The organism is Streptomyces sp. NPDC093544 (assembly GCF_040683495.1).
In the GTDB taxonomy this organism is placed as follows: Bacteria; Actinomycetota; Actinomycetes; order Streptomycetales; family Streptomycetaceae; genus Streptomyces.
Window position 1 is genome coordinate 31,178 of the sequence record NZ_JBFBEA010000016.1, and the last position, 23,782, is coordinate 54,959.

Consider the following 23,782-nt stretch of genomic DNA (forward strand, 5'->3'; position numbering starts at 1 on the left):
TCAATCACACGGTGGAGCAACCGAGTTGCACCGGTCCTGCCAGGGATCGGGGTCCTGTCGTCGAACGGGTGGTTTCCGCCTCGGCCGGTTGTGGCGTGCCCTCCGAAGGTATTCCCCGATGGTTCCATTCGTCCGGAATCGATATCCGAGGCGAGAGACGGGAACGTGATCGTGGGATCGGAATCCCTGTTGAACCTCTCCCGTCTCCAGTTCGCGATGACGGCGCTCTTCCACGTCACCCTCCCCACGCTCACCGTCGGCACCAGCCTGTTCGTGGCGTTCCTGTACGCGGCTTGGCTGCGTACCCGCAACCCGGCCTGGCTGGCTCTGTTCCGGTTCTGGCGGCGGATTTTCGCGGTGACGTTCGGGCTTGGCGTGGTCACCGGCATCGTGCTCACCTTCGAGCTGGGGCTGAACTGGGGCCGGTACGCGCATGACGTGGGCCCGGTGGTCGGGCCGCTCCTCGGTATGGAGGTGGTCAGCGCCTTCTGCTTGGAGGCCGCCTTCTTCGGGGTCATGGTCTACGGCGAGAACCGGGTGAGCGAGCGGGTCATGATGTTCTCGGTGGCGATGGTCTCGCTGGGCACGCTGTCCTCGACGACCTGGATCATCATGGCCAACACGTGGATGCAGGCGCCGACCGGGTACCGGCGGATGTCCAACGGCCAGTTCCGGGTCTCCGACTGGGGCGAGGTGATCCTCAACCCGCTGTTCGGCTGGCGCGTCACGCACATGTTCCTGGGCGCGCTGCTGGGAGCCTCACTGCTGGTCGCCGGGATCGGGGCGTCGTATCTGCGGCGGGGTGTCCACCGGGACGCGGGCGCGCGCATGGTCTCGATGGCGGTGGCCACGCTGCTCCTCGTACTCCCGGTGCAGATCGCTGTCGGAGACACCTTGGGCGGGCGGCTCCTTCCGTACCAGCCGGCCAAGCTGCTGGCCACCGAAGGGCATTGGCAGGCCACGAGCCAGTACAACCTGTTCATCGTCCCGGACGAGAAGGCCCACAAGAACACCGTGCAGGTGTCGGTGCCCTTCATCACGCCGCTCGTCATCGGCAAGGACTGGTCGATGAAGTTCAAAGAGCCGCCGGTGACCACGATCCCCGCCGCCGACCGCCCGGCGCTCCTGTGGCCGTTCTACGGGTTCCGGATCATGTTCTTCATCGCGTGGGGTCTGCTGGCCACCGCCCTCGTCGGCGTCGTGCTGCGGCTGCGCGGCCGGCTGTACGTCTCCCGGCGTTTCCTCAGACTGCTGACGTGGCTCACGCCGTTCGGGGTGTTCGCCGTCTGGGGCGGATGGGTGACCGCCGAGGGCGGCCGACAGCCGTGGGTGGTCTACAACCAGCTGCGCACCGCGGATGCCGTCTCCTCGCTGGCCACGTGGTCGGTCGCCGTCTCGATCGCCGTACTGGCCGTGGTCTACGCGACGCTGGCAACCGTGTGGATCAGGACCGTACGCCGTTACATCCACGAGGGCCCGCCCCGGCCCGAGCCTGTACGGGCGGAGGCATCGTCATGACCGCGGAGCTGATCTGGTACGCCGTCATCCTCGCGGCCCTGGCCGTCTACGTGGTGTTGGACGGTTACGACCTCGGCATCGGGGTGCTGACCTTCGCCGAGCGGGACCCGGCGCGCCGCCGTCGCATGATCGACCTGGTGGCGACCATGTGGGACGGCAACGAGACCTGGCTGCTGGTCTCCGTGGTCGGGGTGTGGGCGGGCTTTCCGCTGGTGTTGGCCTCGGCCCTGCCGCACCTGTACCTCGGGGTCATCGCCATGCTCGTGCTGCTGGCGGTGCGCGGGTTCTCCTTCGAGATGCAGGCCTCCTCCCCCGCGTACGACCCGCTGTGGGGCACGCTGTTCGGCATCGCGTCCGGGCTCGTCGCGTTCATCCAGGGCACGATGGCCGGGGCGCTGCTCAAGGGCGTGACACCCATCGGGCAGCTGACCGGGAGCATCAGCCCCCTGGGATTCCTGGACGGCTTCACCATCTGCTCCGGGCTCGCCGTGGTCGCCCTGTACTCGCTGGCCGGATCGGCATGGCTGGCTCACAAGACCGATGGGGAGTTGGGAGTCTCGGCCAGGCGGACCGGGCAATTCCTCGTGCCGGTCACGGCGGCACTTCTCGTCCTGGCGGGTGTTCTCTACTTCACCCTGGACCAGCACCTGGCATCGGCCCACCATCCGGCGACGGTGGTCGCCCTGGTGCTGGCCGTCGTGGCGTGTCTGCTGGCGGCCGGGGCGTTCTTCGCCTTCCGACGGCCGGGACGGGACTGGCTGCCCTTCGTCTGCGTCGCCTTGGCGACCGTGTGCGGGACGGCGGCCGTCCCGCTTGGGCTGTATCCGATCGTGCTGCCCGACGGAATGACGCTGAAGGAGGCGTCAGCACCGAGCAGCACACTGCATTTCGTACTCGGCTGGATGTTCGGGTTCCTGGTCCTGTTCGCCGCGTACACCGTGTGGGCATACCGGATCTTCCGCGGCAAGTTCGCGGGATACGACACGGAGAAGGCCATCCCGCCCGGGTCGGTCGCCATGGGCGGCGGGCACTTGCGCACGGTGACGCCACCGTTGCCCTGGCCCGCCCGGATCGTCGCCGTGGTGCTGGTGGTGGCATTGTGGGTCGGCGCCCTGCTGATCGCTCAGATGACTTTCACGGCCTACTCGACATGGGGCAACTGGGTCGCCGTGTTCGCGCTCGCGGTCGTGATGCTCGCGGCGTGGGTTCTCGCCGGGAGGCGAGAGCCGCGGCCGGACGCGGCCGATCCCGCCACGGCACCGGAATAGTGCGAGGCCTACTCGCCGAACTGGCGAAACCGGTGTCGGGGGCCATGCGACGCGCCGCCGCCGCGAGGACGGTGGCGCTGCTCGCTTCACTGGGACAGGCATACGGGATCGCGTCCGTGGTGCACGCGGTCTCCGTCCGAGAGAGCGGTGGCGCGGCCGAGCTGGGATGGTTCGCGGCGTCCACGGTGGTCCGGGCGGTCGCGGTACGGGCGGCCGCGCTGGCCGGGACACGGGCCGCGTCGGAAGGTGAACTCGCACTGCGGCGGCGGTTGGTGCGATCGGTGGTCGCTGATCCACGTGGGCGGTGGGCGAAGGCCGCCGAGGCGCGTGGGCGGTGGGCCAAGGAGGTCGAGGCGCGTGGGCCACGGACCAAAGCCGCCGAGTCCCCTGGGTCGTGGGCCAAGACCGGCGAGCCCCGTGAGCCGTGGACCACGGGAGCCGAGCCCCCTGGGCCGTGGACCACGGGAGCCGAGCCCCCTGGGCCGTGGACCACGGGAGCCGAGCCCCCTGGGCCGTGGACCACGGGAGCCGAGCCCGAGGATCCGGCGGTGCACGGCTCAGCTTCCGCAGTGCTCGGCGGTGTCCCGGCGGCCGGGGAGGCGACGGTCGTCGTCCTCGACCATCCCGCGAAGCTCGGCCCCTACCTGGCCGAATATCTGCCCGCGCGGATGGCGCTCGGCATCGGGCCGCTTCTCGTCCTGGCCGTCGTCGCGTGGATCAGCCTGCCGGTGGCGCTGCTCCTGGCCGTCGCCGTTCCGATCGTCATCGTCAACCTGATCGTCGTCGGACACGGCGCTGCCGAGGTGAGCCGCCGTCATCTCGCACGCCGCGAACGGCTCTCCGGCTACTTCCTGGACCGGATCCAGGGACTCGGCGTGCTGCGGTATCTGGGAGCGTCGGAACGCGAAGCGGACGAGGTCGCCCGGGTCGGCGACGAGCTCGTCGACGACAGTCTCTCGGTGCTGCGCATCGGCTTCCTCTCGACGGCGGTGGTCGAGCTGGTCGTGACGATGGCGGTCGCCGTCGCGGCCACGTACATCGGCCTGACCCTGCTCGGCTACGTCGACATCCCCTGGCTTCCGCACCAAATGCCGTTGCGCACCGGTCTTTTCCTCCTGCTCGCGGTTCCGGTGTACTTCCAGCCGTTGCGCGCGTACGCGTCCGCCTATCACGCGCGTGCGGACGCCGACGCGATGGCATCCGAGGTCGAGGCGTTCCTGGACGGTCCCGACGCGCCGGAGCTGTTCGTACCACCGTCCGCCCCGGACGTCGTCGTCAGCGCCGTGACCGTCGCCTTCGACGGCGAGCCGGCGCTGCGGGATGTCGACATGACAGCGGCGGCAGGCTCGTTCATCGCGGTGACCGGTGCGAGCGGGGCGGGGAAGACCACTTTGCTGCGTACCATCGGCGGCTACCTCCGCTGCGACACGGGTTCGGTGGGTATCGACGGCGAAACCGGATGTGTTCCGCACGTCGTCTGGCTTTCCCAGCACCCTGTGCTGTTCCCGGGGACGGTCGCCGGCAACATCGCTCTCGGCCGCCCGAACGCCGACCGCCGGACGCTGCGAGGTGTCGCCGACGAGGTCGGACTCGTTCTCCGTGACGGCCTGGACACAGAGGTACGTGAACAAGGCGCCGGGCTGTCGGCCGGCGAGGCCCAGCGCGTCGCCCTCGCCCGCGCGCTGCTGGTCGAGGACGCGAGGCTGTGGCTGCTGGACGAACCCACCGCACACCTCGACGGCCGTGCCGAGGCCGAGCTCATCGAGGTCCTGCGACGCGCGGCGCGGGGCCGTACCGTCATCGTCGCGACGCATTCCCCGGCGATGATCGCGGCAGCCGACGGGGTGTTCCATCTAGACCAGCGCGGTTCCTCCGAAACTGCGGCTCTCCACCCGGCTGTGGCATCCCTGACAGTGCCGCCGCCCCGGCGCGGGGTTCCGGTACCGGAGACATCACCCGCTCCCGCGTTCCGGACCGGCCGTCCCGGCCGCGACCTCATCCGCCTGCTGCGTGAAGCCGGGAACTTCGCCCCCTTGCGGCGCCGACTGATCGCGGGTCTGGGCCTGGGAATCCTGGCCGCGGCGTCGGCGGCGGCACTGACGTCCTTGGCCGGATGGTTCCTCGCCACCTGCGCGGCGGCCGGACTCGCCTTCACCACGACGTTCAACTGGATGATCCCGGGCACGGCGGTCCGGGCACTCGCCGTGACCCGCACCGCGGCCCGTTACGGCGACCGGCTGGCCACGCACGCCGCCACCTTGACGTTTCTCGCCCGTCTGCGGACCGCCCTGTTCGCCCGCGCGGCGTCCGCGGGCGCCGAGGCCGACGTACTGCGCAGCGGTGACGTCCTGGCGAGGCTGACCGCCGACGTCGACGCGCTGGACGCGGTGGTCCTGCGCGTGGCGTCCCCGGTGCTCACCGCGCTGGTCGTGGCACTCGGCGGGATCGCCGTCCTGGCGGCCGTGGCACCAGCAGCGGCAACCGTCACGGCCTTCGCGGTCCTCGGCCTGGCGTTCGTGCAGCCGCTGCTGACGCTCCGCCAATCCCGGGAAGCCGCGCGCACGGTCTCCCGGATCCAGGGCGGCTGCCGGGTCGCCGTGGCCGAGGCCGTGGACGGAGTCATGGAGCTGGTGGCGTTCCGCGCCACGGACACGGCGGCGTGCCGTCTCGACGACCGCTTGACGGACCTTGCCCACGCGGAATCGGCGCGAGCCCGTCGTGATGCGGCACGCCAAGCAGTGGGCTGCTTCGTCACCGGGGGAGCTGTCCTGACGGTACTGGCCGAGGGGAGCCGCTCCGGACTGTCCGCGCCGCTGCTGATCCTGACCTGCCTGATCGTGGCGGCGGTCTGTGAAACCGTCGAACCTCTGCGCACCGCCGCGGACGCCTGGGCCGACGTCGAGACTGCCGCCGACCGCGTGAGCCGGCTGCTGCCGACGGACGCCCGGATCGACATCGAGGCCGCCCCCGATCACGCGAGCCGACCGCTGCCGGCGGCGGCCGGACCGCCATCCCCCTCGCGCGTCGCCGACAGCGATACCCGCCCGGCCCCGGCCGCCGGAACGACGACCCTCGTCACCGGACCGAGCGGCAGCGGCAAGACCACGTTCCTCAGGCAGTTGGCCGGAGCCGACAGCCGACGCACCGTCCTGGTCGCCCACGACGACCACATCTTCGACGGCACCATCGAGGACAACCTCCGTCTGGCCGCCCCCAAAGCGACCGAGCAGGAGCTCCACGACGCCCTCGAAGGCGTCTGCCTCGCCGACCTCGGCGGCCTGACGAGGGCGGTCGGCCGTCGTGGTGGGCATCTGTCCGGCGGCCAGCGGAGGCGCCTGGCGCTGGCCCGCGCCCTCCTGGCCGAGCCCGACGTCCTGCTCCTGGACGAGCCCACCGAAGGCCTGGACGCCCCGACCGCCCGCGCGGTGCTGGAAGCGATCCGCGAACGGCTGCCCCACTGTGCCCTGGTCATCGTCGCCCACGACCGTCACCGCGACCACCTGCCTTGGGCCCCCGACACCGAGATCGCGATGCCTCCGATCCTGGCCATCGACCGAGTGGGCGACACTCCCCGGGCATGATGATCGCCTTCGCCTCGCCCCTGCTCGGTGGCGAGGTGGATCGAGGTAGATCGAGGTAGATCGAGGTAGATCGAGGTAGATCAGCGCGGTTCGACCTGGACCGGATTACTCAACCGAGGTCGATCGGACTCCTCAAAGGTGTCCCCGTCCGAAAACCGGTACCGCACCTCGCGGGACCGCCCTGACTGTCGTGCGAGTCGGCCCTCACGCGTCCGGCGTCGTCAGCCACGTGCCGATGCCTGCCATCGCGCCGGGGCCGTAGTCCGAGCCGACGCTCTGGACCAGGTCGGCGATCGACACGGCACGTAGCGACGCTCGCCAGGCCGCGTCCGCTCCGTTCATCGCGCGGGTGATTGCGCAGGGTACGGTGCACGACTCGGCCGGGGTGGCCAGTGGGCCTCTCTGGCGGATCTCTGTGCAGACGAACGCATGGCCGGGACCGTCGACCGCTTCGACCACGTCAAGGACCGTGATCGAGTCCGGTTCCCGGGTGAGTACGTAGCCGCCCGCCTTGCCCTGCACCGAACGCACCAGCCCCGCACGCGAAAGGGCTTGCAACTGCTTGGCCAGATAGCTCGCCGAGACGTCGTGCAGCTCTGCCAGCCGGGTCGCGGGGACGGGCTCGTCGACCGACGTGAGCACGACGCAGCAATGCAGGGCCCACTCGACTCCGCCGGACATCTTCACTCGATCACTCTATCCAGACCCGCTTGACTCGGACAGTACCTGTCCGAGTATATTCTCGGATAGAAGGTGTCCGAGTTTGGTGCGCGCAGCGCCCCCGTGGAGTCCATGCGGAGCCCACGGGGAGCCCATGTGCCACATCTGCGGACATACGATCCCAACGAAGGGCATGTCATGAAGTTCGCGGTCATCGGCGGTACGGGACTGATCGGGTCGCAGGTCGTCAAGAATCTGAACGCCGCCGGGCACGAGGCGGTACCGCACTCGCAGTCCACCGGAATCGACGTCATCACCGGCCAGGGACTGGACGAGGCGGTGGCGGGGGCGGACGTCATCGTCAACCTGACGAACTCCCCGACCTTCGACGAAGCCTCCCCGGCCTTCTTCCGGACCTCGATGGACAACCTTCTGGCCGCGGGGCAGAAGGGCGACGTCCGTCACTTCGTCATTCTCTCGATCCTCGGCGTGGACCAGGTCCCGGAGCTGGACTACTACCGGGCCAAGGCGCTCCAGGAGGACATTCTCGCGGCCGGACCGATCCCCTACTCCATCGTCCGCGCGACGCAGTTCATGGAGTTCATCGACGCCGTGCTGTCCTGGACAACCGACGGCGACACCGTCCGGCTGCCCGCCACGCCGATCCAGCCGATCGCCGCCAAGGACGTGGCCGACGCGGTGGCGGAAGTCGCCGCGGGCACGCCGCTGGGGGGCGTTCGCAACATCGCCGGCCCCGAGATCTTCTCCCTGGACGAGCTGGGCCGGGTCACCCTGTCCCACAAGCCCGACGGCCGCACCGTGGTCACCGACCCCACCGCCGGCATGTTCGCCGCCGTCAAGGGTGACGTCCTCACCGACAAGGACGCCCACCTCGCCCCCACCCATTACGCGGACTGGCTCTCCTGAGCCGCTCGCGCCCACCCCGTGACATCGCCCGTCACCCCGGCGTCACCGCCACCACCACCCCCCGCTCCGCCGCAGGCGACACCGCCGCCGAGACACGGACCGCCACCGAGCGGGCCACGCGGCCGGCGCGGGAGGCCGTGGGCAGCAGGACGGGCTGGAGGCGTTCCAGGCCGGAGACGAGGAACTCCCCGCCTGCGACGAGGAGGGGGCGGGCCGCGTTCGTGACGGTCGAGGCCGTCTCCGTGAGGTCGGCCAGGGGCGGCAGGGAGGCGCGTACGACCCCCGCCCCCACCGTGGCGACCCGTTCCGCCAAGGTCACCTGGAGCGGGAGGAGTGGGGCCAGCGCGGCTGTCAACGCGTCGGCGATGCGCCGGAGTTCGGGGGACGTGTCGCGCAGGACGTCCGCTGCTGCCCGTATCACCGGAGTCAGTACGAGGAGCAGGCCCGCGGCGACCCCAGCCGCCGCGGGCAGCAGCGGTGAGCCCGCGTCGACCAGCTCGACCAGCGCGTCGGCCACCTCCTCGACCGCGGGCGCCACCGCGTCGAGGACCGGCAGCAGGCTGTCGCCCAGCGCGGCGAGCAGCACCTGGGCGGGTTCGCTCACGGGATGTGCCGCCAGCGGCGCCCCGCTGGTGCCGAGCCGGGTCAGCGTGTCCACCATGCGGTAGAAGGCCTCCTGGGCCTGCGGCGACGCACTCGCCTCGGCCAGCTCGGCCGTGGTCTCGCGCAGGACGCGCAGCGCCTCCGCGCCCGAACCGTCGCGGGGGTCAAAGGTGTTGACGGCGATTTTGGTGATGTTCCCGGCCGTGTCGAGGAGTTGGCCGGTGATGTCGGTCGTGCTGCGTGCCATGCGCAGCACGTCTTCTCTGCTGGGGAGCGACGGAATCGGGGACATGGGGGCTCTCCTCGCCACGCGCGTACCGCTCGGCCGTTGCACTCAGCATGCCCCGTCGGCCCTGCCCGGAATGCGCCGTCAGGGGCATCCGTAACGGCGTGTGTGACGGCATGTGTGACACCAACGCCCTCTTGTTGCGGGAGAGTCGAACAGGTACACCTCGCCGTACCGACCCGTGCCGATCTCAGGCATCACCCAGGAGGTACGACGCGTGCGCCTACCGAGACCCGTCCTGACCGCCACCGTCATCGCCACGGCGACCGGCTCACTCCTGCTCGCCCCGCAGAGCGCCACCGCGGACCGCAATCCGCCGGTCAGGGAGGGATCCACCCAAGCCCAAGGAAGCGGCGCCGCCAGGAACTCCGCGAGCGCCGCCCTCAACGCCCTCGACACTCCCGTCACCGACCTCTCCGGCAGCGCGGCCGGATATCCTCGTGAACAGGTCCTCACCCCGGACCCGGAGAACCCCGCCGACAAGTCCATCAAGCTCGGCCTCACCCCGTACCACGCGATCGCCCCGAAGCTGAACTCCCTTCAGGAGCTGGGCAATCGGGTGAGTGTGGAGGTCGCGGGCGAGTCGGCCGGCGGCCACCGCCTCTACCTCGTCACCGTCACCGCGCCCGAGTCCGCCCGCGAGACGCGCGCACAGGAGCGGATGCGTGAGCTCATCGAGAACGCGCCGCAGACGGCGGCCAAGGATCCGGCCGTGAAGAAGACGTACAAGACGCCCGTCTTCTTCAACAACAACATCCACGGCAACGAGTGGGAGGGCACCGACGCCGCCCTCGGGCTCATCGAGCAGCTCGCGACGGCCAAGGACACCAAGACCGCCGACCTCCTCGCGCACAGCCGCCTGTACTTCAACATCACCGCGAACCCCGACGGCCGTATCGCCGGCACCCGTGCCAACGCCAACGGCTTCGACCTGAACCGGGACTTCGTCACCGCCTCACAGCCCGAGGCGCGCGCGATCCGCCAGATCGGTATCGACAAGCAGCCCGCGGTCATGGTCGACCTGCACGGCTATGTCAACGGCACACTGATCGAGCCGACGACCCCGCCGCACGGCGAGAACTACGAATACGACCTCTTCCTCAAGAACACCTACGCCAACGCACTCGGCATGGAGGCCGCCGTCAACGGCCTCGGCTACACACCCGCCGCCGACGGCGTGGAGCCGGCCCAGATCCCCTTCCGCGACCAGGAGGAGGGCTGGGACGACTGGCCGCCGATCTTCACGCCGCAGTACGCGGCGTTCCACGGCACGGTCGCCGCGCACACCGTCGAGATCCCGATGACGGTGAACAACGCCGCCTACGAGTCGCTGCCGGTGGCCGAGCTGAAGCGGCGCTCCGCGATCAACGTCGATGTCGCGGGCGCGGCCATGCGCGCGACCCTCAACTTCGCGCAGACGCAACGGACTTCGCTCATCGCCGACCAGATCGAGGTCTTCCGGCGCGGCACCACGGGAGCCGCGCAGGTAGCGGTCTCCACCGAGACGGTCCCCGGCGTCCCGGGCATCGGCCCCGAGGACGTCTACACGACCGAGTTCCCGCGCGCGTACGTCATTCCGGCGGGCGCCACGCAGCGCTCCGCGACCGCCGCCGCCCGCCTCGTCGACCACCTTCTCGCCAACGACGTCCGGGTCAGCCGCGCGACCGGCGGCTTCCGGCTCGCGGGACGGTCGTACGCGAAGGGCAGTTACGTCGTCGACCTGCGTCAGCCCAAGCGCGGAATGGCCAATGTGCTGCTGGCGGACGGGACGGACATCAGCGACAAGGTGTCCGTCATGTACGACATCTCGGGGTGGAGCCTGGGCCGGCTGTGGGGTGCGACGGTCACGCCCGTACGCAGCGGCACCAGCCTGGCGGCCGTCCCGCTGCGCACGGTCGATGCGGCCACGGACGTCGGGTACGTCGCCCCGCGCGGCGACCTGCGGCTGCGCCTCGACGATCCGCAGGAGATCGCGGCCCTCAACTCCCTCCTGAAGCAGGGTGTTTCGGTACGGCAGGCCGCTGACGGCAGTGCGCTCGTGCCGGCCTCCGCCCAGGCGAAGGCCGTCGCCGCCGCCCGCGAGTACGACGTCGCCTTCGACGCGACAAAGGCGACCGGCGGTACTCCCCTGCGTGTCACCCGGGTTGCCGCCGCCGTCACCCCGGGCGAGCTGTTCGCGCTGCGCGAGATGAACTTCGATGTGGTCCCGGTGTCGACGGCCATCCTCAACGCGGGCTTCAACTGGTCAGGCGCGGATGTGCTGTTCGTGTCGTCCGGGCTCAGCCACACGGGCCTCAACACGTCCGCACGGGCCGCTCTCGGCGCCTTCCTGGGCACCCATGGCCTGGTGGGGCGCGGAGCCACCGGCGCCGCGCTCAACGCCGCCACAGGGCTGCTCGCCGTGCGGCCGGTGGAGGGCAACGGGGACGCCAACGGCGTTGTGCGGGTGGTCAATTCGGGCGCGGTGACCGCGGGCGCCCCCGACCACAGTTTCGTCTACGCCCCGCTCTGGTTCACCGATCTCGGCGCCGGGGTCCGCGTGGAGCAGTCGTACGCGACAGGTAATCCGCTCGTCTCCGGGCACTGGCGCCCGCTGGCCGACGGCACGGCCGGACCCACGGCGGCAGGGGGCCAGGCTTCCGTGGTCAGTGGTCCGCACGCGGTCCTCTTCGGCACCGAGCCGCTCTTCCGCGACCATCCGAAGGGTGAATTCCCGCAGGTCGGACGGGCGTTGCTGACGGTCTCCCCGTAGCGGAGGTCCGTACGAGAGAGGCCGCACCCCACGTCCTTGGGGTGCGGCCTCCGCCGTGTGCAACGAGTGCGGTCAGACGAGCGTCACGGTGATGTTGCCGCGCGTCGCCTTCGAGTACGGGCAGACCTGGTGGGCCTTCTCGAGCAGCGCCGTGGCCGTCGCCGTATCCACGTTCGGGATGGTGGCGGAGATCTCGACGATGAGCCCGAATCCGTCCTCGTTCTTGCCGATGCCGACCTTCGCGGTGACGGTCGAGCCGGATATGTCGGCCTTCTCCTGGCGGGCCACGACGCCGAGGGCGCCCTGGAAGCAGGCGCTGTACCCGGCGGCGAACAGCTGCTCCGGGTTGGTGCCGGCGCCGCTGCCGCCCATCTCCTTGGGCGGATTGAGGACGACGTCGATCTTGCCGTCGTCGGTGGCTACTCGGCCGTCGCGGCCGTTCTCTGCGGTGGCGACGGCGGTGTACAGGACGTCTGACTGCTGGATGGACATATGGTGCGTTCCTCCTTGGTCCGCCGCGACTCGCGCCCGCGATCGCGACGATTCTGGAAAGAATTTACCGCATGTCGGAATTCCAGCAGAAGGGCAGGGACCGGAAGTCCCGGCCGAGGGGCGGGCAGGGGTCAGAGCTTGACGATCATCTTTCCGGTGTTGTCGCCGCGCAGAACCCCGAGGAACGCCTCCAGGTTGTTCTCGATGCCCTCGACGACCGTCTCTCGGTACTTGAGCGCGCCCGAGGCGACCCAGGGGCCGACTTCCTGGACGAACTGCGACTGCAGGTCGTAGTGATCGCCGACGAGGAAGCCCTCGATGCGGCCACGGGTCTGGATCAGGCGGGCGAGGTTCTTCGGGCCGGGGACGGGCTCGGTGCTGTTGTAGACGGAGATCGCGCCGCAGACGGCGATGCGGCCGTCCCGGTTCAGCCGGCCGATGGCCGCCTCCAGGTGCTCACCGCCGACGTTGTCGAAGTAGACGTCGACACCGTCGGGGGCGGCCTCGCGCAGCTGCGTGTTCACGGGGCCGTTCTTGTAGTTGAACGCGGCGTCGAAGCCGTACTCCTCGACGAGCAGCTTGACCTTCTCGTCGGAGCCCGCCGAGCCGATGACGCGCGAGGCGCCCTTGAGCTTGGCGATCTGGCCGACCTGGCTGCCGACGGCACCCGCGGCGCCCGACACGAACACCGAGTCGCCCTCCTTGAAGGAGGCGGTGCGCAGAAGACCGGCATACGCGGTGAGGCCGGTCATGCCAAGGACGCCGAGGTACGTGCTCAGCGGCGCGGCCCCCGGGTCCACCTTGACCGCCTGCTTGGCGTCGACCACGGCGTACTCGCGCCAGCCGAAGAAGTGCAGCACATGGTCGCCGACCTCGATGCCCTCGGCATTGGAGGCGACGACCTCGCCGACCGCGCCGCCCTGCATGACCTTGCCCAGTTCGAAGGGGGCGACGTACGACTTGGCGGCGCTCATGCGGCCGCGCATGTACGGGTCGACGGAGACGTACTTGTTCCGCACCAGCACCTGGCCCTCACCCGGCTGCTTCACCTCGGCCTCGACCAGGGCGAAGTCCTCCGGCTTGGGCCAGCCTTCCGGGCGGCTGACCAGGTGCCATTCGCGGCTGGCGGCGGGGAGCTGGGGGGTGTCGGTCATGAGAGGGCGCCTTTCCTGTTCCTGCGGCTCTGACGCTTCGGGTGCATCAGTTCAGCTACTTCGGTTCATTTACTTCAGTACCTGAAACAACCATGCTCCTGAATATTTCATGATGTCAAGTAACGGGGTAGTCTGGAGCACATGGCCACGCAGAAGACCCCCCGTATCGACCCGCTGACGCTGGAGGTCGTCGACCTCATCGGCACGGTGGTGGCGCGGTATCACGAGGACTACGAGGACGCTGCCGCGGAGCATGCGCTGACGGGCGCGCAGGCGCGGCTGCTGAGCCTGCTGTCGCTGGAGCCGCTGCCGATGCGGCGGCTCGCGCAGAAGCTGAAGTGTGAGCCGTCGAATGTCACCGGGATCGTGGACCGGCTGGAGGCGCGGGGCCTGGTCGAGCGGCGGCCGGATCCGACGGACCGTCGGGTCAAGTTGGCCGCGGCCACGGAGGAGGGGGGGCGGGTTGCGCGCAGTCTGCGTGAGTCGCTTCGCTTTGCGCGGGAGCCGTTGGCCGGGTTGTCCCGGGAGGAGCGGGTGTCCCTGCGGGGGATGCTTCAGCGGATGCTCGCCGCGTAGGGAGTTGGGGTGGGGTTTGTTCGCCCCCTCCGCCCCTGCCCGTCCCATACCTGGGGGCTCTGCCCCCAGACCCCCGTATCGCGCTGAACGCGCTCGTCCTCAAACGCCGGACGGGCTGAAAGCCCCTACGTGCACCACCACAAGAACTGGTCGCACGACTTCGAAGGCGAAGGCTCCGGGGTCGGGTCCGCCGAGGTCGGGTCGGCGCTCGGGGTCTGGGAGGGCTCGGTGGGGGTCGTGGACGCGGGGGTCGAGGTCTCCGGGGTTGCGATCGTCGACGCCGACTCCTCTTCGTTGTCATCGGTCTCGGCGGACTCCGAGGCGGATATGGACGCGGACGGGGAGGGCGACTCGGAAGCGGAGGGTGAGTCGGTGGCCGAGGTGCCGGTGGAGCCTGCCGTGTCGTCGATGGGCAGGGCTGTCTCGGCCGGGGTTTTGGCGCCCCCCTCGGGTGACTCGTCGGCTGTCGCGGCCCGTGGGCTGGAACCCGGGGCCTCTATGCCGAGTTCGGCGAGGCTCAGCCCGCCCGCGGCGAGGAGCAGGCCGGCGCCGACTATCAGGGCTCCACGGCGTCTTCGCCGGTGCGCGGCGGCCTTCCGGTCCCGTCGGCTGCCCCCGCCCGCGGCGGAACCCCGACGCCGCCCACGTCCGCGGGGACCGGTGTCGTCGTCCTCGTGCGCGTCGTCGACGTCGTCATCCACTTCCGGGCGCGATTCGACCGCTTCCGCGTGTTCGCGAACCTTCTCGGCTGGTGTACCGCACCCCGGGCATACGAGGGCGCCATTGAGGTGCCTGTGGCACGGGTGGCAATAGTCCATGACGCCGGAAGACTAGGTTCCCCACAGGTCACGTTCATAGTCACAGCTGTGAAGGTTGTGTAGTGAACCATCCATTCCGGTGTGCCGAGTTGAGGACGCCCCCGAACATTCCCCGCCATCCTCAGGCATCCCGCGCGCATCACATCGAAACCCTTATGTGTTCGACCCATTGACACCCCCCGGGCCGCCTCCTTACTGTCACGCCAGCATTTCGAACGCGTGACGAAATTTCGAACAGACCTGAAGAGCAGACCTGAAGAGCACAGGGGGCAACTGCCGTGCGCATCACGGGAATCAGCACACACGTGGTCGGGACGCCCTGGCGGAACCTGACCTACGTCCAGGTGCACACCGACGAAGGTGTCACCGGAGTCGGCGAGACCCGCATGCTGGGCCACACCGACGCGCTGATCGGCTACCTGCGGGAGGCGGAGGCCAACCACATTCTCGGCTCCGACCCTTTCGCTGTCGAGGATCTCGTACGGCGGATGAAGTACGGCGACTACGGGCGGGCCGGCGAGATCGTGATGTCCGGTATCGCCGTCGTCGAGATGGCCTGCTGGGACATCAAGGGCAAGGCGCTCGGCGTGCCCGTCTGGCAGCTGCTCGGCGGCAAGGTCACCGACAAGGTCAAGGCGTACGCCAACGGTTGGTACACCACCGAACGGACCCCGGAGGCCTACCACAAGGCCGCACAGGAGGTCGTCGCGCGCGGGTACAAGGCCCTCAAGATCGACCCCTTCGGCACCGGGCACTTCGAGGTCGACCACGAGGCCACCCTCTACTCCGTCTCGCTGATCGAGGCCGTGCGCGACGCGATCGGCCCGGAGACCGAGCTGATGCTGGAGATGCACGGCCGGTTCTCGCCCTCGACCGCCGTCCGGCTCGCCCGCGAACTCGCTCCCTTCAAGCCCGCCTGGCTGGAGGAACCGGTTCCGCCGGAGAACCTCAAAGCCCTGGAGAAGGTCGCCGCCAAGGTGGACATCCCGATCGCCACGGGCGAACGCATCCACGACCGCATCGAGTTCCGCGAGCTGTTCGAGAGCCAGGCCGTCGACATCATCCAGCCCGACGTCGGTCACATCGGGGGTATCTGGGAGACCCGGAAGCTGGCCGCCACGGCCGAGGCGCACTACGTACTCGTCGCGCCGCACAACGTGGGCGGGCCGGTCCTGACCGCCGCCTCCCTCCAAGTCGGCTTCACCTCCCCGAATTTCAAGATCCTGGAGCACTTCAACGACTTCGCGGACGCGGAGATCAAGAAGGTCGTGAAGGGGGCCCCAGAAGTCGTCGACGGGTACTTCCACCTCTCCGACGCGCCCGGTCTCGGTGTCGAGCTCGACGTCGACGCGGCGGCCGAATTCCCGCAGCAGCAAGCCCGGTTCGACCTGTGGGCGGACGGCTGGGAGCAGCGCAAGCCGAAGGGCGCACAGTGAGTACGGCGGAAGCGGTGGTCATCACGGCGCCTGGCGAGCACCGACTGACCGTCCATGAGCCCAGGCGGCCGGATGCCGGCGAGGCACTGGTGCGCGTGCACGCCGTCGGCATCTGCGGCAGCGACCGCGAGGTCTACCAGGGCAACCGGCCCGAGGGGTACGTCCGTTACCCCCTCACTCCCGGCCACGAGTGGTCCGGGACGGTGGACGCGGTCGGTGCCGGGGTGCCCCCCGCTCTCGTCGGGCGCAAGGTCGTCGGTGAGGGCTTCCGCAACTGTCAGGTCTGCGATCGCTGTCACGCGGGCGAGACCACGCTGTGCACGGCGGGGTACGAGGAGACCGGCTTCACCCAGCCCGGTGCGATGGCCGCCACCCTCACCCTCCCCGCTCGCCTTCTCCATGTCCTCCCGGACGACGCCGATCTGACGGCGGCGGCCCTGCTGGAGCCCGCCGCCTGCATCGCGGCCGCCGCCCTCAAGGCCGGCGCGCTGCCCGGGCAGCGGGTCGCGGTCGTGGGCACGGGGACGCTCGGGATGTTCGCCGTGCAGTTCCTGAAGGCGGGTTCCCCGGCCGAGCTGCTGGTCGTCGGCTCCCGCCCCGACCGCGCGGAGCTGGCCAGGACGTTCGGCGCCACCGACTTCCGTACCAGGGATCAGCAACTGCCCGACGACTTCGATGTGGTCATCGAGACCGCCGGGTCCGCGTCCGCCGCGCGCACCGCCGCCTCCCTGCTCAGGCGCGGCGGACGCCTGGTCCTCACGGGCATCCCGGCGCCGGGCGCGGAGGGTCTCGACCCCACCGATCTCGTCGTACGGCAGCTGGAGGTGCACACCGTGTTCGGGGCGCCGCCGGATGCCTGGGCGCACACGGTGCGGGTGTTCGGCGCGGGACTCCTCGATCCGCTGCCGCTGGTCACGCACGAGCTGCCGCTCGCCGAGTTCCCGGCGGCCATCGAGCTGGTGGGGTCCGGCGATCCCAAGGTCGGAAAGGTCCTGCTCCGCCCATGAACCAGGTCGTTCTCTGCCACGCATCAGGTCGCTCCCAGCCCATGAACCAGGTGGTTCTCAGTCATGCGCCAGGTTGTTCCCGGCCCATGAGCCTGCTCCTTTCGCTCCCCTAGGCAGTACGCCGGTACGGGTGCCTGGCCACTCCGGACCGGCGTACCCCCATCGACACGAACCGTGTTCGGAATATCGGACACATCTCCAGTCAACGAACGCGAAGGACAGCTTGTGACCGACGCCCCGCCAACGGCAGCCCGTCGACCCGGCGAGCAGGCGCTCGCCGCGCTCGGCCTGGGCGCACCCGCCCTCTCCCCCGCCGACGCCTCGCCGCACACCTTCCCGGGAGGCGGCCGCTGGCGTACCGAGGTTCCGTCCGTCGAGGGTCCCGAGGCCCTTGCCGTGGTCCTCAAGGAGTCCTCGCGGCTCGATGTGCCGATCCACCGGATCAGCCAGGGCAGCGGCGTCTGGATGCTGACCGACTCCGAGATCACCGAGATGGTCGAGGCCACGGCCGAACACGACATCGAGCTCTGCCTGTTCACCGGCCCGCGCGGCACCTGGGACATCGGCGGCTCGGTGCGCTCCGACTCGCGCGGCGGCGGGTTGCGCGCCCGGGGCCACGACGCGGTCGCCGGGTGCGTCGAAGACGCCCTGAGGGCAACGGAGTTGGGCGTCAAGTGTCTGCTCGTCGCCGACGAGGGTGTGCTGTGGACGCTGCACCGGGCGCGCGTCGCCGGGATCATCCCGGCCGACACGACCCTCAAGCTGTCGGCGCTGGTGGGCCCCGTCAACCCGGCCTCGTACGCCGTGTACGAGAACCTCGGCGCGGACTCCCTCAACGTGCCGAGTGATCTGACACTCGGTCACCTCACCGAGATCCGGCGGGTTTCCGCCGCCCCCATGGACATGTACATCGAGGCCCCCGACGACCTCGGCGGGTACGTGCGGATGTACGAGGTCGCCGAGTTGATCCGGCGCGGCGCACCGCTCTATCTGAAGTTCGGTCTCTCCAAGGCGCCCGGCATCTACCCCTACGGGCACCATCTGCGGGACCTGGCCCTGACCACGGCCCGGGAACGGGTGCGGCGCGGCCGGCTCGCCCTGGACCTGCTCACGCGGCACGGAGCCGACGGTGACATGGCGCCGCTCGGTTCTCGACTGCCGGGCGTGCTGAAGCGATTCGAAACGCCCTCATAACGTTCGACGCCAAACCCCTTCACAAAAGACGACGCAGCCGCACACAATCCCACACACCTCTTCTCGGTCTCACCTCGCGCCGCCCGCCTTTCGAGAGCGTCCCCGCACCGCCAGACCGAGTCCGGTCCACGACATCAAGGATGATGATCATGCGTAACCGCAGAGCCTCCCTCGCCGCCATGGCCACCGCCGCCTCCCTCGCCCTGACCCTCTCCGCCTGCGGGCAGGACAGTGACGGCGGCAGCGACGACTCGGGAGGCGACGCCAAGGACGCCACCATCGGCATCTCGATGCCCACCAAGTCCTCCGAGCGCTGGATCGCCGACGGCGCCAACGTCGTCAAGAACCTGGAGTCCAAGGGCTTCAAGACCAAACTGGTCTACGGCGAGGACGAGCCGGACCAGCAGGTCTCGCAGATCGAGAACATGATCACGCAGGGCGTGGACGCGCTGATCGTCGCCGCGATCGACAACAAGTCGCTCAACAACGTGCTCCAGCAGGCCGCGGACGCCAAGATCCCGGTGATCTCGTACGACCGCCTGATCCTCGGCACGAAGAACGTCGACTACTACGCGTCGTTCGACAACGAGAAGGTCGGCGAGCTCCAGGGCTCCTACATCGTCGAGAAGCTCGGGCTGAAGGACGGCAGCGAGAAGGGCCCGTTCAACCTCGAACTGTTCGCGGGCTCGAACGACGACAACAACACCCGGTACTTCTTCCAGGGCGCGATGACCGTCCTGCAGCCGTACATCGACGAGGGCAAGCTCGTCGTCAAGTCCGGTCAGACGGAGCTGACTCAGGTCACCACCCTGCGCTGGGACGGTGCCACCGCGCAGCGGCGCATGGACGACATCCTCACCGCCTCGTACAAGAGCGGCAAGGTCGACGCGGTGCTCTCGCCGTACGACGGCATCTCCATCGGCATCATCTCGGCGCTGAAGTCGGACGGCTACGGCTCCGCGAGCAAGCCGCTGCCGGTCGTCACCGGGCAGGACGCCGAGGTCGCCTCGGTGAAGTCGATCATCGCGAGCGAGCAGGCGATGACCGTCTACAAGGACACCCGCGAACTCGCCAAGGTGGCCTCGAACATGGTCGACGCGGCGCTCAACGGCAAGAAGCCCGAGACCAACGACACCAAGACGTACGACAACGGCGCGAAGGTCGTGCCCGCGTACCTGCTGGTGCCCGTGAGCGTGGACAAGGCCAACTACCAGAAGGTCGTCGTCGATTCCGGCTACATCAAGGAATCCGACCTCAACTAGCCGCCGCACCCTAGGGATTGGAAGGCACGACCATGGCGGGACCCGTCCTGGAAATGCGCTCGATCATCAAGACCTTTCCCGGCGTCAAGGCGCTGTCGGACGTCACACTGACTGTCCGTCAGGGCGAGGTCCACGCCATCTGCGGGGAGAACGGCGCCGGCAAGTCGACCTTGATGAAGGTCCTCTCCGGCCTTCACCCGCACGGGAGTTACGAGGGAGACGTCCTCTTCGAGGGAGAGGTCTGTACGTTCAAGGACATCAGGGCCAGCGAGCAGCACGGCATCGTGATCATCCACCAGGAGCTGGCCCTGGTGCCCTACCTCTCCATCGCGGAGAACATCTTCCTCGGCAACGAGCACGCCAAGCGCGGGCTCATCAACTGGAACGAGACCCTGCGGCACGCGTCCGAGCTGCTGCGCCGGGTCGGTCTGCACGACCACCCGGAGACCCGCGTCACCGATATCGGCGTGGGCAAGCAGCAGCTCGTGGAGATCGCCAAGGCGCTGTCGAAGAAGGTGAAGCTGCTCATCCTGGATGAGCCGACTGCGGCGCTGAACGACGAGGACAGCGGCAAACTCCTGGATCTCATCCTGGAGTTGAAGAATCAGGGCATCACCTCGATCATCATCTCCCACAAGCTCAACGAGATCCGCAAGGTCGCCGACTCGGTGACGATCCTGCGCGACGGGAAGTCCATCGAGACCCTCGACGTGAAGGCGCCCGAGACCACCGAGGACCGGATCATCAGCGGCATGGTCGGCCGCGACCTCGACCATCGTTTCCCCGAACGCACCCCGTACGAAGGGGAGGTGGGCGCGGCCCCGGCCCTGGAGATCCGCAACTGGACCGTGCACCACCCGATCGATCAGCAGCGCAAGGTGGTCGACGATGTGTCGATCAACGTCAGACGCGGCGAGATCGTCGGCATCGCGGGCCTGATGGGCGCCGGCCGCACCGAGCTGGCGATGAGCGTCTTCGGGCGCTCCTACGGCCGGTACGCGGGCGGCACGGTCCTCAGGGACGGCAAGGAGATCCGTACGAAGTCCGTGCCCGAGGCGGTCGGACACGGGATCGCGTACGTCACCGAGGACCGTAAGCACTACGGCCTCAACCTCATCGACACCATCAACCGCAACATCTCGCTCAGTGCCCTGGGCAAGGTCTCCAAGCACGGTGTCGTCGACGAGCACGAGGAGCGGCAGGTCTCCGAGGGCTTCCGCAAGTCCATGAACATCAAGGCGCCGACCGTCTTCGAGCCGGTGGGCAAGCTGTCGGGCGGCAACCAGCAGAAGGTCGTCCTCAGCAAGTGGATCTTCGCGGGCCCCGAGGTGCTGCTCCTGGACGAGCCGACCCGGGGCATCGACGTGGGCGCCAAGTTCGAGATCTACACGGTCATCGACAAGTTGGCCGCCGAGGGCAAGGCGGTCGTCTTCATCTCCTCCGAGCTGCCGGAGCTGCTCGGTATGTGCGACCGCGTCTACACGATGGCCGCCGGGCGGCTCACCGGTGAGTTCTCGCGGGCGGAGGCCTCGCAGGAAACGCTGATGCGGCAGATGACAAAGGACAAAGAGGTAACGCGATGAGCACGGATGTGACCGCCAAGACGCCGGCCCCCGCGCCGCCCGGCAAGGGCGGATCGGCCGGCGGAGGTTTGCTCCAGCTGGTCCTTGACGGGCTGCGCCGCAACATGCGCCAGTACGGCATGCTGATCGCCCTCGGTCTGATCGTGGCGCTGTTCGCGGTGTGGACCGACGGCGACCTGCTGCTGCCGCGCAATGTCTCCAACCTGGTCCTTCAGAACAGCTACATCCTGATCCTCGCGATCGGCATGATGCTGGTGATCATCGCGGGCCATATCGACCTGTCGGTCGGCTCGTTGACGGCGTTCGTGGGCGCGTTCGCGGCCGTGCTGACGGTGCAGCACGATGTGCCGTGGCCGATCGCCATAGTCCTCTGCCTGATGATGGGCGCGCTGGCGGGCGCGGTGCAGGGATTCTTCATCGCGTACGGCGGCATACCGTCGTTCATCGTCACCCTCGCCGGCATGCTGATCTTCCGCGGTCTGACGGAGATCCTTTTGGAGGGGCAGACCCTCGGCCCGTTCCCGGGCGGGTTGCAGGATCTCGGCAACGGCTTCCTGCCGGAGACCGGCCCGGACACCAACTACCACAACATCACGCTGCTGCTCGGCCTCGCCCTGATCGTCTTCGCGGTCCTCCAGGAGGTCCGCGACCGAAAGCGCCAGCAGGAGTTCTCGCTGGACGTGGTGCCCAGGAACCTCTTCCTGCTCAAGCTCGTCGCCATCGCCGCCGCGATCCTCGTCGTCACCATGCTGCTCGCCAGCTACAAGGGCGCGCCGATCATCCTGCTGGTCCTCGGTGTGCTGGTGGTCGGCTACGGCTACGTCATGCGCAACGCCGTCTTCGGCCGCCACATCTACGCCATCGGCGGCAACCTTCCGGCGGCGAAGCTGTCCGGCGTCCGGGACAAGAAGGTCACCTTCCTGGTCTTCCTGAACATGGGCGCGCTCGCGGCCCTGGCGGGTATGGCGATCGCCGCCCGCCTCAACGCGGCCTCACCGAAGGCGGGCCTGAACTACGAACTGGAGGCGATCGCCTCGGCGTTCATCGGTGGCGCGTCCATGAGCGGCGGCGTCGGAACCGTCCTCGGCGCGATCATCGGCGGTCTCGTCCTCGGTGTGCTGAACAACGGCATGAACCTCCTCAGCGTCGGCTCCGACTGGCAACAGGTCATCAAGGGCCTGGCCCTGTTGGCGGCGGTCGGCTTCGACGTGTGGAACAAGCGCAAGGTCGGTTCGTAAGTCAGCGAGGGTGCTCCGCCGGGAAGGCCGTACACAAGCTGCGGGCCGTACATGGCTGGTCGCGCAGTTCCCCGCGTCCCTTCGGGGCGCGGGCCCAGCGGGGCTCCTTTCAACTCACCTTCTCGGGAGCCGCTACATGGAACTGAACAGACGCACCGTCATCGCCGGAGCCGCGGCCGCGGGTGTCGCCGCCACCGCCATCGGAGGCACCGCGCACGCCACCGGAGGCAGGACCCCGGTGAAGTCGCTCTTCGGCAAGCTCGCCGACGGCACCAAGGTCTACCGTTGGTCGCTGGCGAACGGCGGGACAAAGCTCAAGGTCCTGTCGTACGGCGGGATCGTCCAGTCCCTGGAGATCCCCGACCGGCACGGCAAGTACAAGAACGTGTCGCTGGGCTTCGACAACATCGAGGACTACGTCGCCTCCAGCCCGTACTTCGGCGCACTGATCGGCCGGTACGGAAACCGCATAGCCAAGGGCCGGTTCACCCTCGACGGGACGGCGTACCAGCTCTCGGTCAATGACGGCGAGAACACCCTGCACGGCGGCGCCAAGGGCTTCGACAAGCGGGTGTGGGACGTCGAGCCCTTCACCAAGGGTTCCGATGTCGGCCTCCACCTGCACTACACGAGCGCCGCCGACGAGCAGGGCTTCCCGGGCACGCTCAAGGTCAAGGTCACGTACACGCTCACCGAGCACGGCGACTGGCGCATCGACTACGAGGCCACCACCGACAAGGCGACCGTCGTCAACCTCACCAGCCACGTCTACTGGAACCTGGCGGGCGAGGGCAGTGGCTCGGTCTACGACCACGAACTGAAGATCGCCGCCGCCCGCTACACGCCGGTCGACTCGGGGCTCATCCCCACGGGCGAGCTGGCGAAGGTCGCGGGCACCCCCTTCGACTTCCGGCGTACGAAGACGGTCGGCGAGGACATCCGGGTCGCGAACCAGCAACTGCTGTACGGCCAGGGCCTCGACCACAACTGGGCCCTGGACGAGGGGATCACGGCGAAGCCCGAGCACGCGGCGACCCTGCGGGACCCGTCCTCCGGCCGCACCCTGAAGATCGCCACCACCGAGCCGGGCCTGCAGTTCTACTCCGGCAACTTCCTGGACGGCACGCTGGTCGGCACGGGCGGGCACATCTACCGGCAGGGCGACGCGCTGTGCCTGGAGACCCAGCACTTCCCGGACTCCCCCAACCATGCGTCGTTCCCGTCGACCGTGCTGCGACCTGGGCAGACGTACCGTACGAGCACGGTGCACACGTTCGACACCTGAGGGTTCCGCGGGGGCGACGCATGAGGATCCGGCGGGGCAATGCTGGAGGATCCGACGGGGCGACGCGGGAGGATCCCGCGGGGGCTGAGGGCCTTAGGGTCCCCTCGGTTGCCTGTGATCATTAACCCTCACCAAATTCACA

General features: G+C 69.0%; 18 protein-coding genes. 13 read left to right on the forward strand and 5 right to left on the reverse strand.

Going from position 1 to position 23,782, the window contains the following annotated elements; all coding sequences use genetic code 11:
* Positions 1 to 171 precede the first annotated feature (171 nt).
* Genes AB0N66_RS24310 through AB0N66_RS24320 form a run of 3 tightly spaced genes read left to right on the forward strand, consistent with a single transcriptional unit; the run spans position 172 to position 6,367 of the window.
* Complete coding sequence (locus AB0N66_RS24310; protein ID WP_365438706.1) at positions 172 to 1,518, forward strand: cytochrome ubiquinol oxidase subunit I; 1,347 nt, start codon at positions 172 to 174, stop codon at positions 1,516 to 1,518.
* On the forward strand, positions 1,515 to 2,786 hold the full coding sequence (locus AB0N66_RS24315) for a cytochrome d ubiquinol oxidase subunit II (protein WP_365438708.1): 1,272 nt from the start codon (positions 1,515 to 1,517) through the stop codon (positions 2,784 to 2,786). Before AB0N66_RS24310 ends, AB0N66_RS24315 begins: the two co-directional genes overlap by 4 nt.
* A gap of 44 nt (positions 2,787 to 2,830) precedes the next feature.
* On the forward strand, positions 2,831 to 6,367 hold the full coding sequence (locus tag AB0N66_RS24320) for an ATP-binding cassette domain-containing protein (protein WP_365438710.1): 3,537 nt from the start codon (positions 2,831 to 2,833) through the stop codon (positions 6,365 to 6,367).
* 204 nt (positions 6,368 to 6,571) lie between these two features.
* Here AB0N66_RS24320 and AB0N66_RS24325 read toward each other — a convergent pair whose 3' ends face one another.
* Positions 6,572 to 7,048 carry an Rrf2 family transcriptional regulator gene (locus AB0N66_RS24325; protein WP_365439050.1) on the reverse strand — a complete coding sequence of 159 codons (477 nt, stop codon included), beginning with the start codon at positions 7,046 to 7,048 and terminating at the stop codon, positions 6,572 to 6,574.
* A 177-nt stretch (positions 7,049 to 7,225) separates the two neighbouring features.
* Here AB0N66_RS24325 and AB0N66_RS24330 point away from each other — a divergent pair, with 177 nt between their 5' ends.
* Positions 7,226 to 7,954 carry an NAD(P)H-binding protein gene (locus tag AB0N66_RS24330; RefSeq protein WP_365438712.1) on the forward strand — a complete coding sequence of 243 codons (729 nt, stop codon included), beginning with the start codon at positions 7,226 to 7,228 and terminating at the stop codon, positions 7,952 to 7,954.
* Positions 7,955 to 7,985: 31 nt separating this feature from the next.
* On the opposite strand, the gene AB0N66_RS24335 is transcribed toward AB0N66_RS24330, so the two are convergent.
* The gene (locus tag AB0N66_RS24335) at positions 7,986 to 8,849 is read right to left on the reverse strand and encodes a hypothetical protein (RefSeq protein WP_365438714.1); all 864 of its coding nucleotides are present in this window, start codon (positions 8,847 to 8,849) and stop codon (positions 7,986 to 7,988) included.
* A gap of 211 nt (positions 8,850 to 9,060) precedes the next feature.
* Here AB0N66_RS24335 and AB0N66_RS24340 point away from each other — a divergent pair, with 211 nt between their 5' ends.
* Entirely contained in the window at positions 9,061 to 11,595 is a 2,535-nt protein-coding gene (locus AB0N66_RS24340; protein ID WP_365438716.1) for a M14 family zinc carboxypeptidase, read from the forward strand.
* A 72-nt stretch (positions 11,596 to 11,667) separates the two neighbouring features.
* Here AB0N66_RS24340 and AB0N66_RS24345 read toward each other — a convergent pair whose 3' ends face one another.
* The gene (locus AB0N66_RS24345; RefSeq protein WP_365438718.1) at positions 11,668 to 12,087 is read right to left on the reverse strand and encodes an organic hydroperoxide resistance protein; all 420 of its coding nucleotides are present in this window, start codon (positions 12,085 to 12,087) and stop codon (positions 11,668 to 11,670) included.
* A 131-nt stretch (positions 12,088 to 12,218) separates the two neighbouring features.
* On the reverse strand, positions 12,219 to 13,241 hold the full coding sequence (locus AB0N66_RS24350; RefSeq protein WP_365438720.1) for an NADP-dependent oxidoreductase: 1,023 nt from the start codon (positions 13,239 to 13,241) through the stop codon (positions 12,219 to 12,221).
* Positions 13,242 to 13,382: 141 nt separating this feature from the next.
* Between AB0N66_RS24350 and AB0N66_RS24355 the strand changes: the two genes are divergently transcribed.
* On the forward strand, positions 13,383 to 13,817 hold the full coding sequence (locus AB0N66_RS24355; protein WP_365438722.1) for a MarR family transcriptional regulator: 435 nt from the start codon (positions 13,383 to 13,385) through the stop codon (positions 13,815 to 13,817).
* A 125-nt stretch (positions 13,818 to 13,942) separates the two neighbouring features.
* Here AB0N66_RS24355 and AB0N66_RS24360 read toward each other — a convergent pair whose 3' ends face one another.
* Positions 13,943 to 14,518, reverse strand: coding sequence for a hypothetical protein (locus tag AB0N66_RS24360; protein WP_365438724.1), 576 nt, complete (start codon positions 14,516 to 14,518; stop codon positions 13,943 to 13,945).
* A 395-nt stretch (positions 14,519 to 14,913) separates the two neighbouring features.
* Here AB0N66_RS24360 and AB0N66_RS24365 point away from each other — a divergent pair, with 395 nt between their 5' ends.
* From AB0N66_RS24365 to AB0N66_RS24395, 7 genes are all read left to right on the forward strand, one after another.
* The gene (locus AB0N66_RS24365; protein WP_365438726.1) at positions 14,914 to 16,071 is read left to right on the forward strand and encodes a mandelate racemase/muconate lactonizing enzyme family protein; all 1,158 of its coding nucleotides are present in this window, start codon (positions 14,914 to 14,916) and stop codon (positions 16,069 to 16,071) included.
* Positions 16,068 to 17,078, forward strand: a complete 1,011-nt coding sequence (locus AB0N66_RS24370; protein WP_365438728.1) for an alcohol dehydrogenase catalytic domain-containing protein — start codon at positions 16,068 to 16,070, stop codon at positions 17,076 to 17,078. Before AB0N66_RS24365 ends, AB0N66_RS24370 begins: the two co-directional genes overlap by 4 nt.
* A gap of 225 nt (positions 17,079 to 17,303) precedes the next feature.
* On the forward strand, positions 17,304 to 18,272 hold the full coding sequence (locus AB0N66_RS24375) for a hypothetical protein (RefSeq protein ID WP_365438730.1): 969 nt from the start codon (positions 17,304 to 17,306) through the stop codon (positions 18,270 to 18,272).
* A 149-nt stretch (positions 18,273 to 18,421) separates the two neighbouring features.
* Positions 18,422 to 19,534, forward strand: coding sequence for a multiple monosaccharide ABC transporter substrate-binding protein (gene chvE, locus AB0N66_RS24380; RefSeq protein ID WP_365438732.1), 1,113 nt, complete (start codon positions 18,422 to 18,424; stop codon positions 19,532 to 19,534).
* A gap of 32 nt (positions 19,535 to 19,566) precedes the next feature.
* A complete protein-coding gene (mmsA, locus tag AB0N66_RS24385) occupies positions 19,567 to 21,117 on the forward strand; it encodes a multiple monosaccharide ABC transporter ATP-binding protein (protein WP_365438734.1) in 1,551 nt (516 codons plus the stop codon).
* Positions 21,114 to 22,355, forward strand: a complete 1,242-nt coding sequence (mmsB, locus tag AB0N66_RS24390) for a multiple monosaccharide ABC transporter permease (protein WP_365438736.1) — start codon at positions 21,114 to 21,116, stop codon at positions 22,353 to 22,355. The genes mmsA and mmsB overlap by 4 nt, the downstream gene beginning before the upstream one ends.
* A 136-nt stretch (positions 22,356 to 22,491) precedes the next feature.
* Positions 22,492 to 23,640: an aldose epimerase family protein gene (locus AB0N66_RS24395; protein ID WP_365438738.1), complete on the forward strand. Its 1,149-nt coding sequence runs from the start codon at positions 22,492 to 22,494 to the stop codon at positions 23,638 to 23,640.
* Positions 23,641 to 23,782 lie beyond the last annotated feature (142 nt).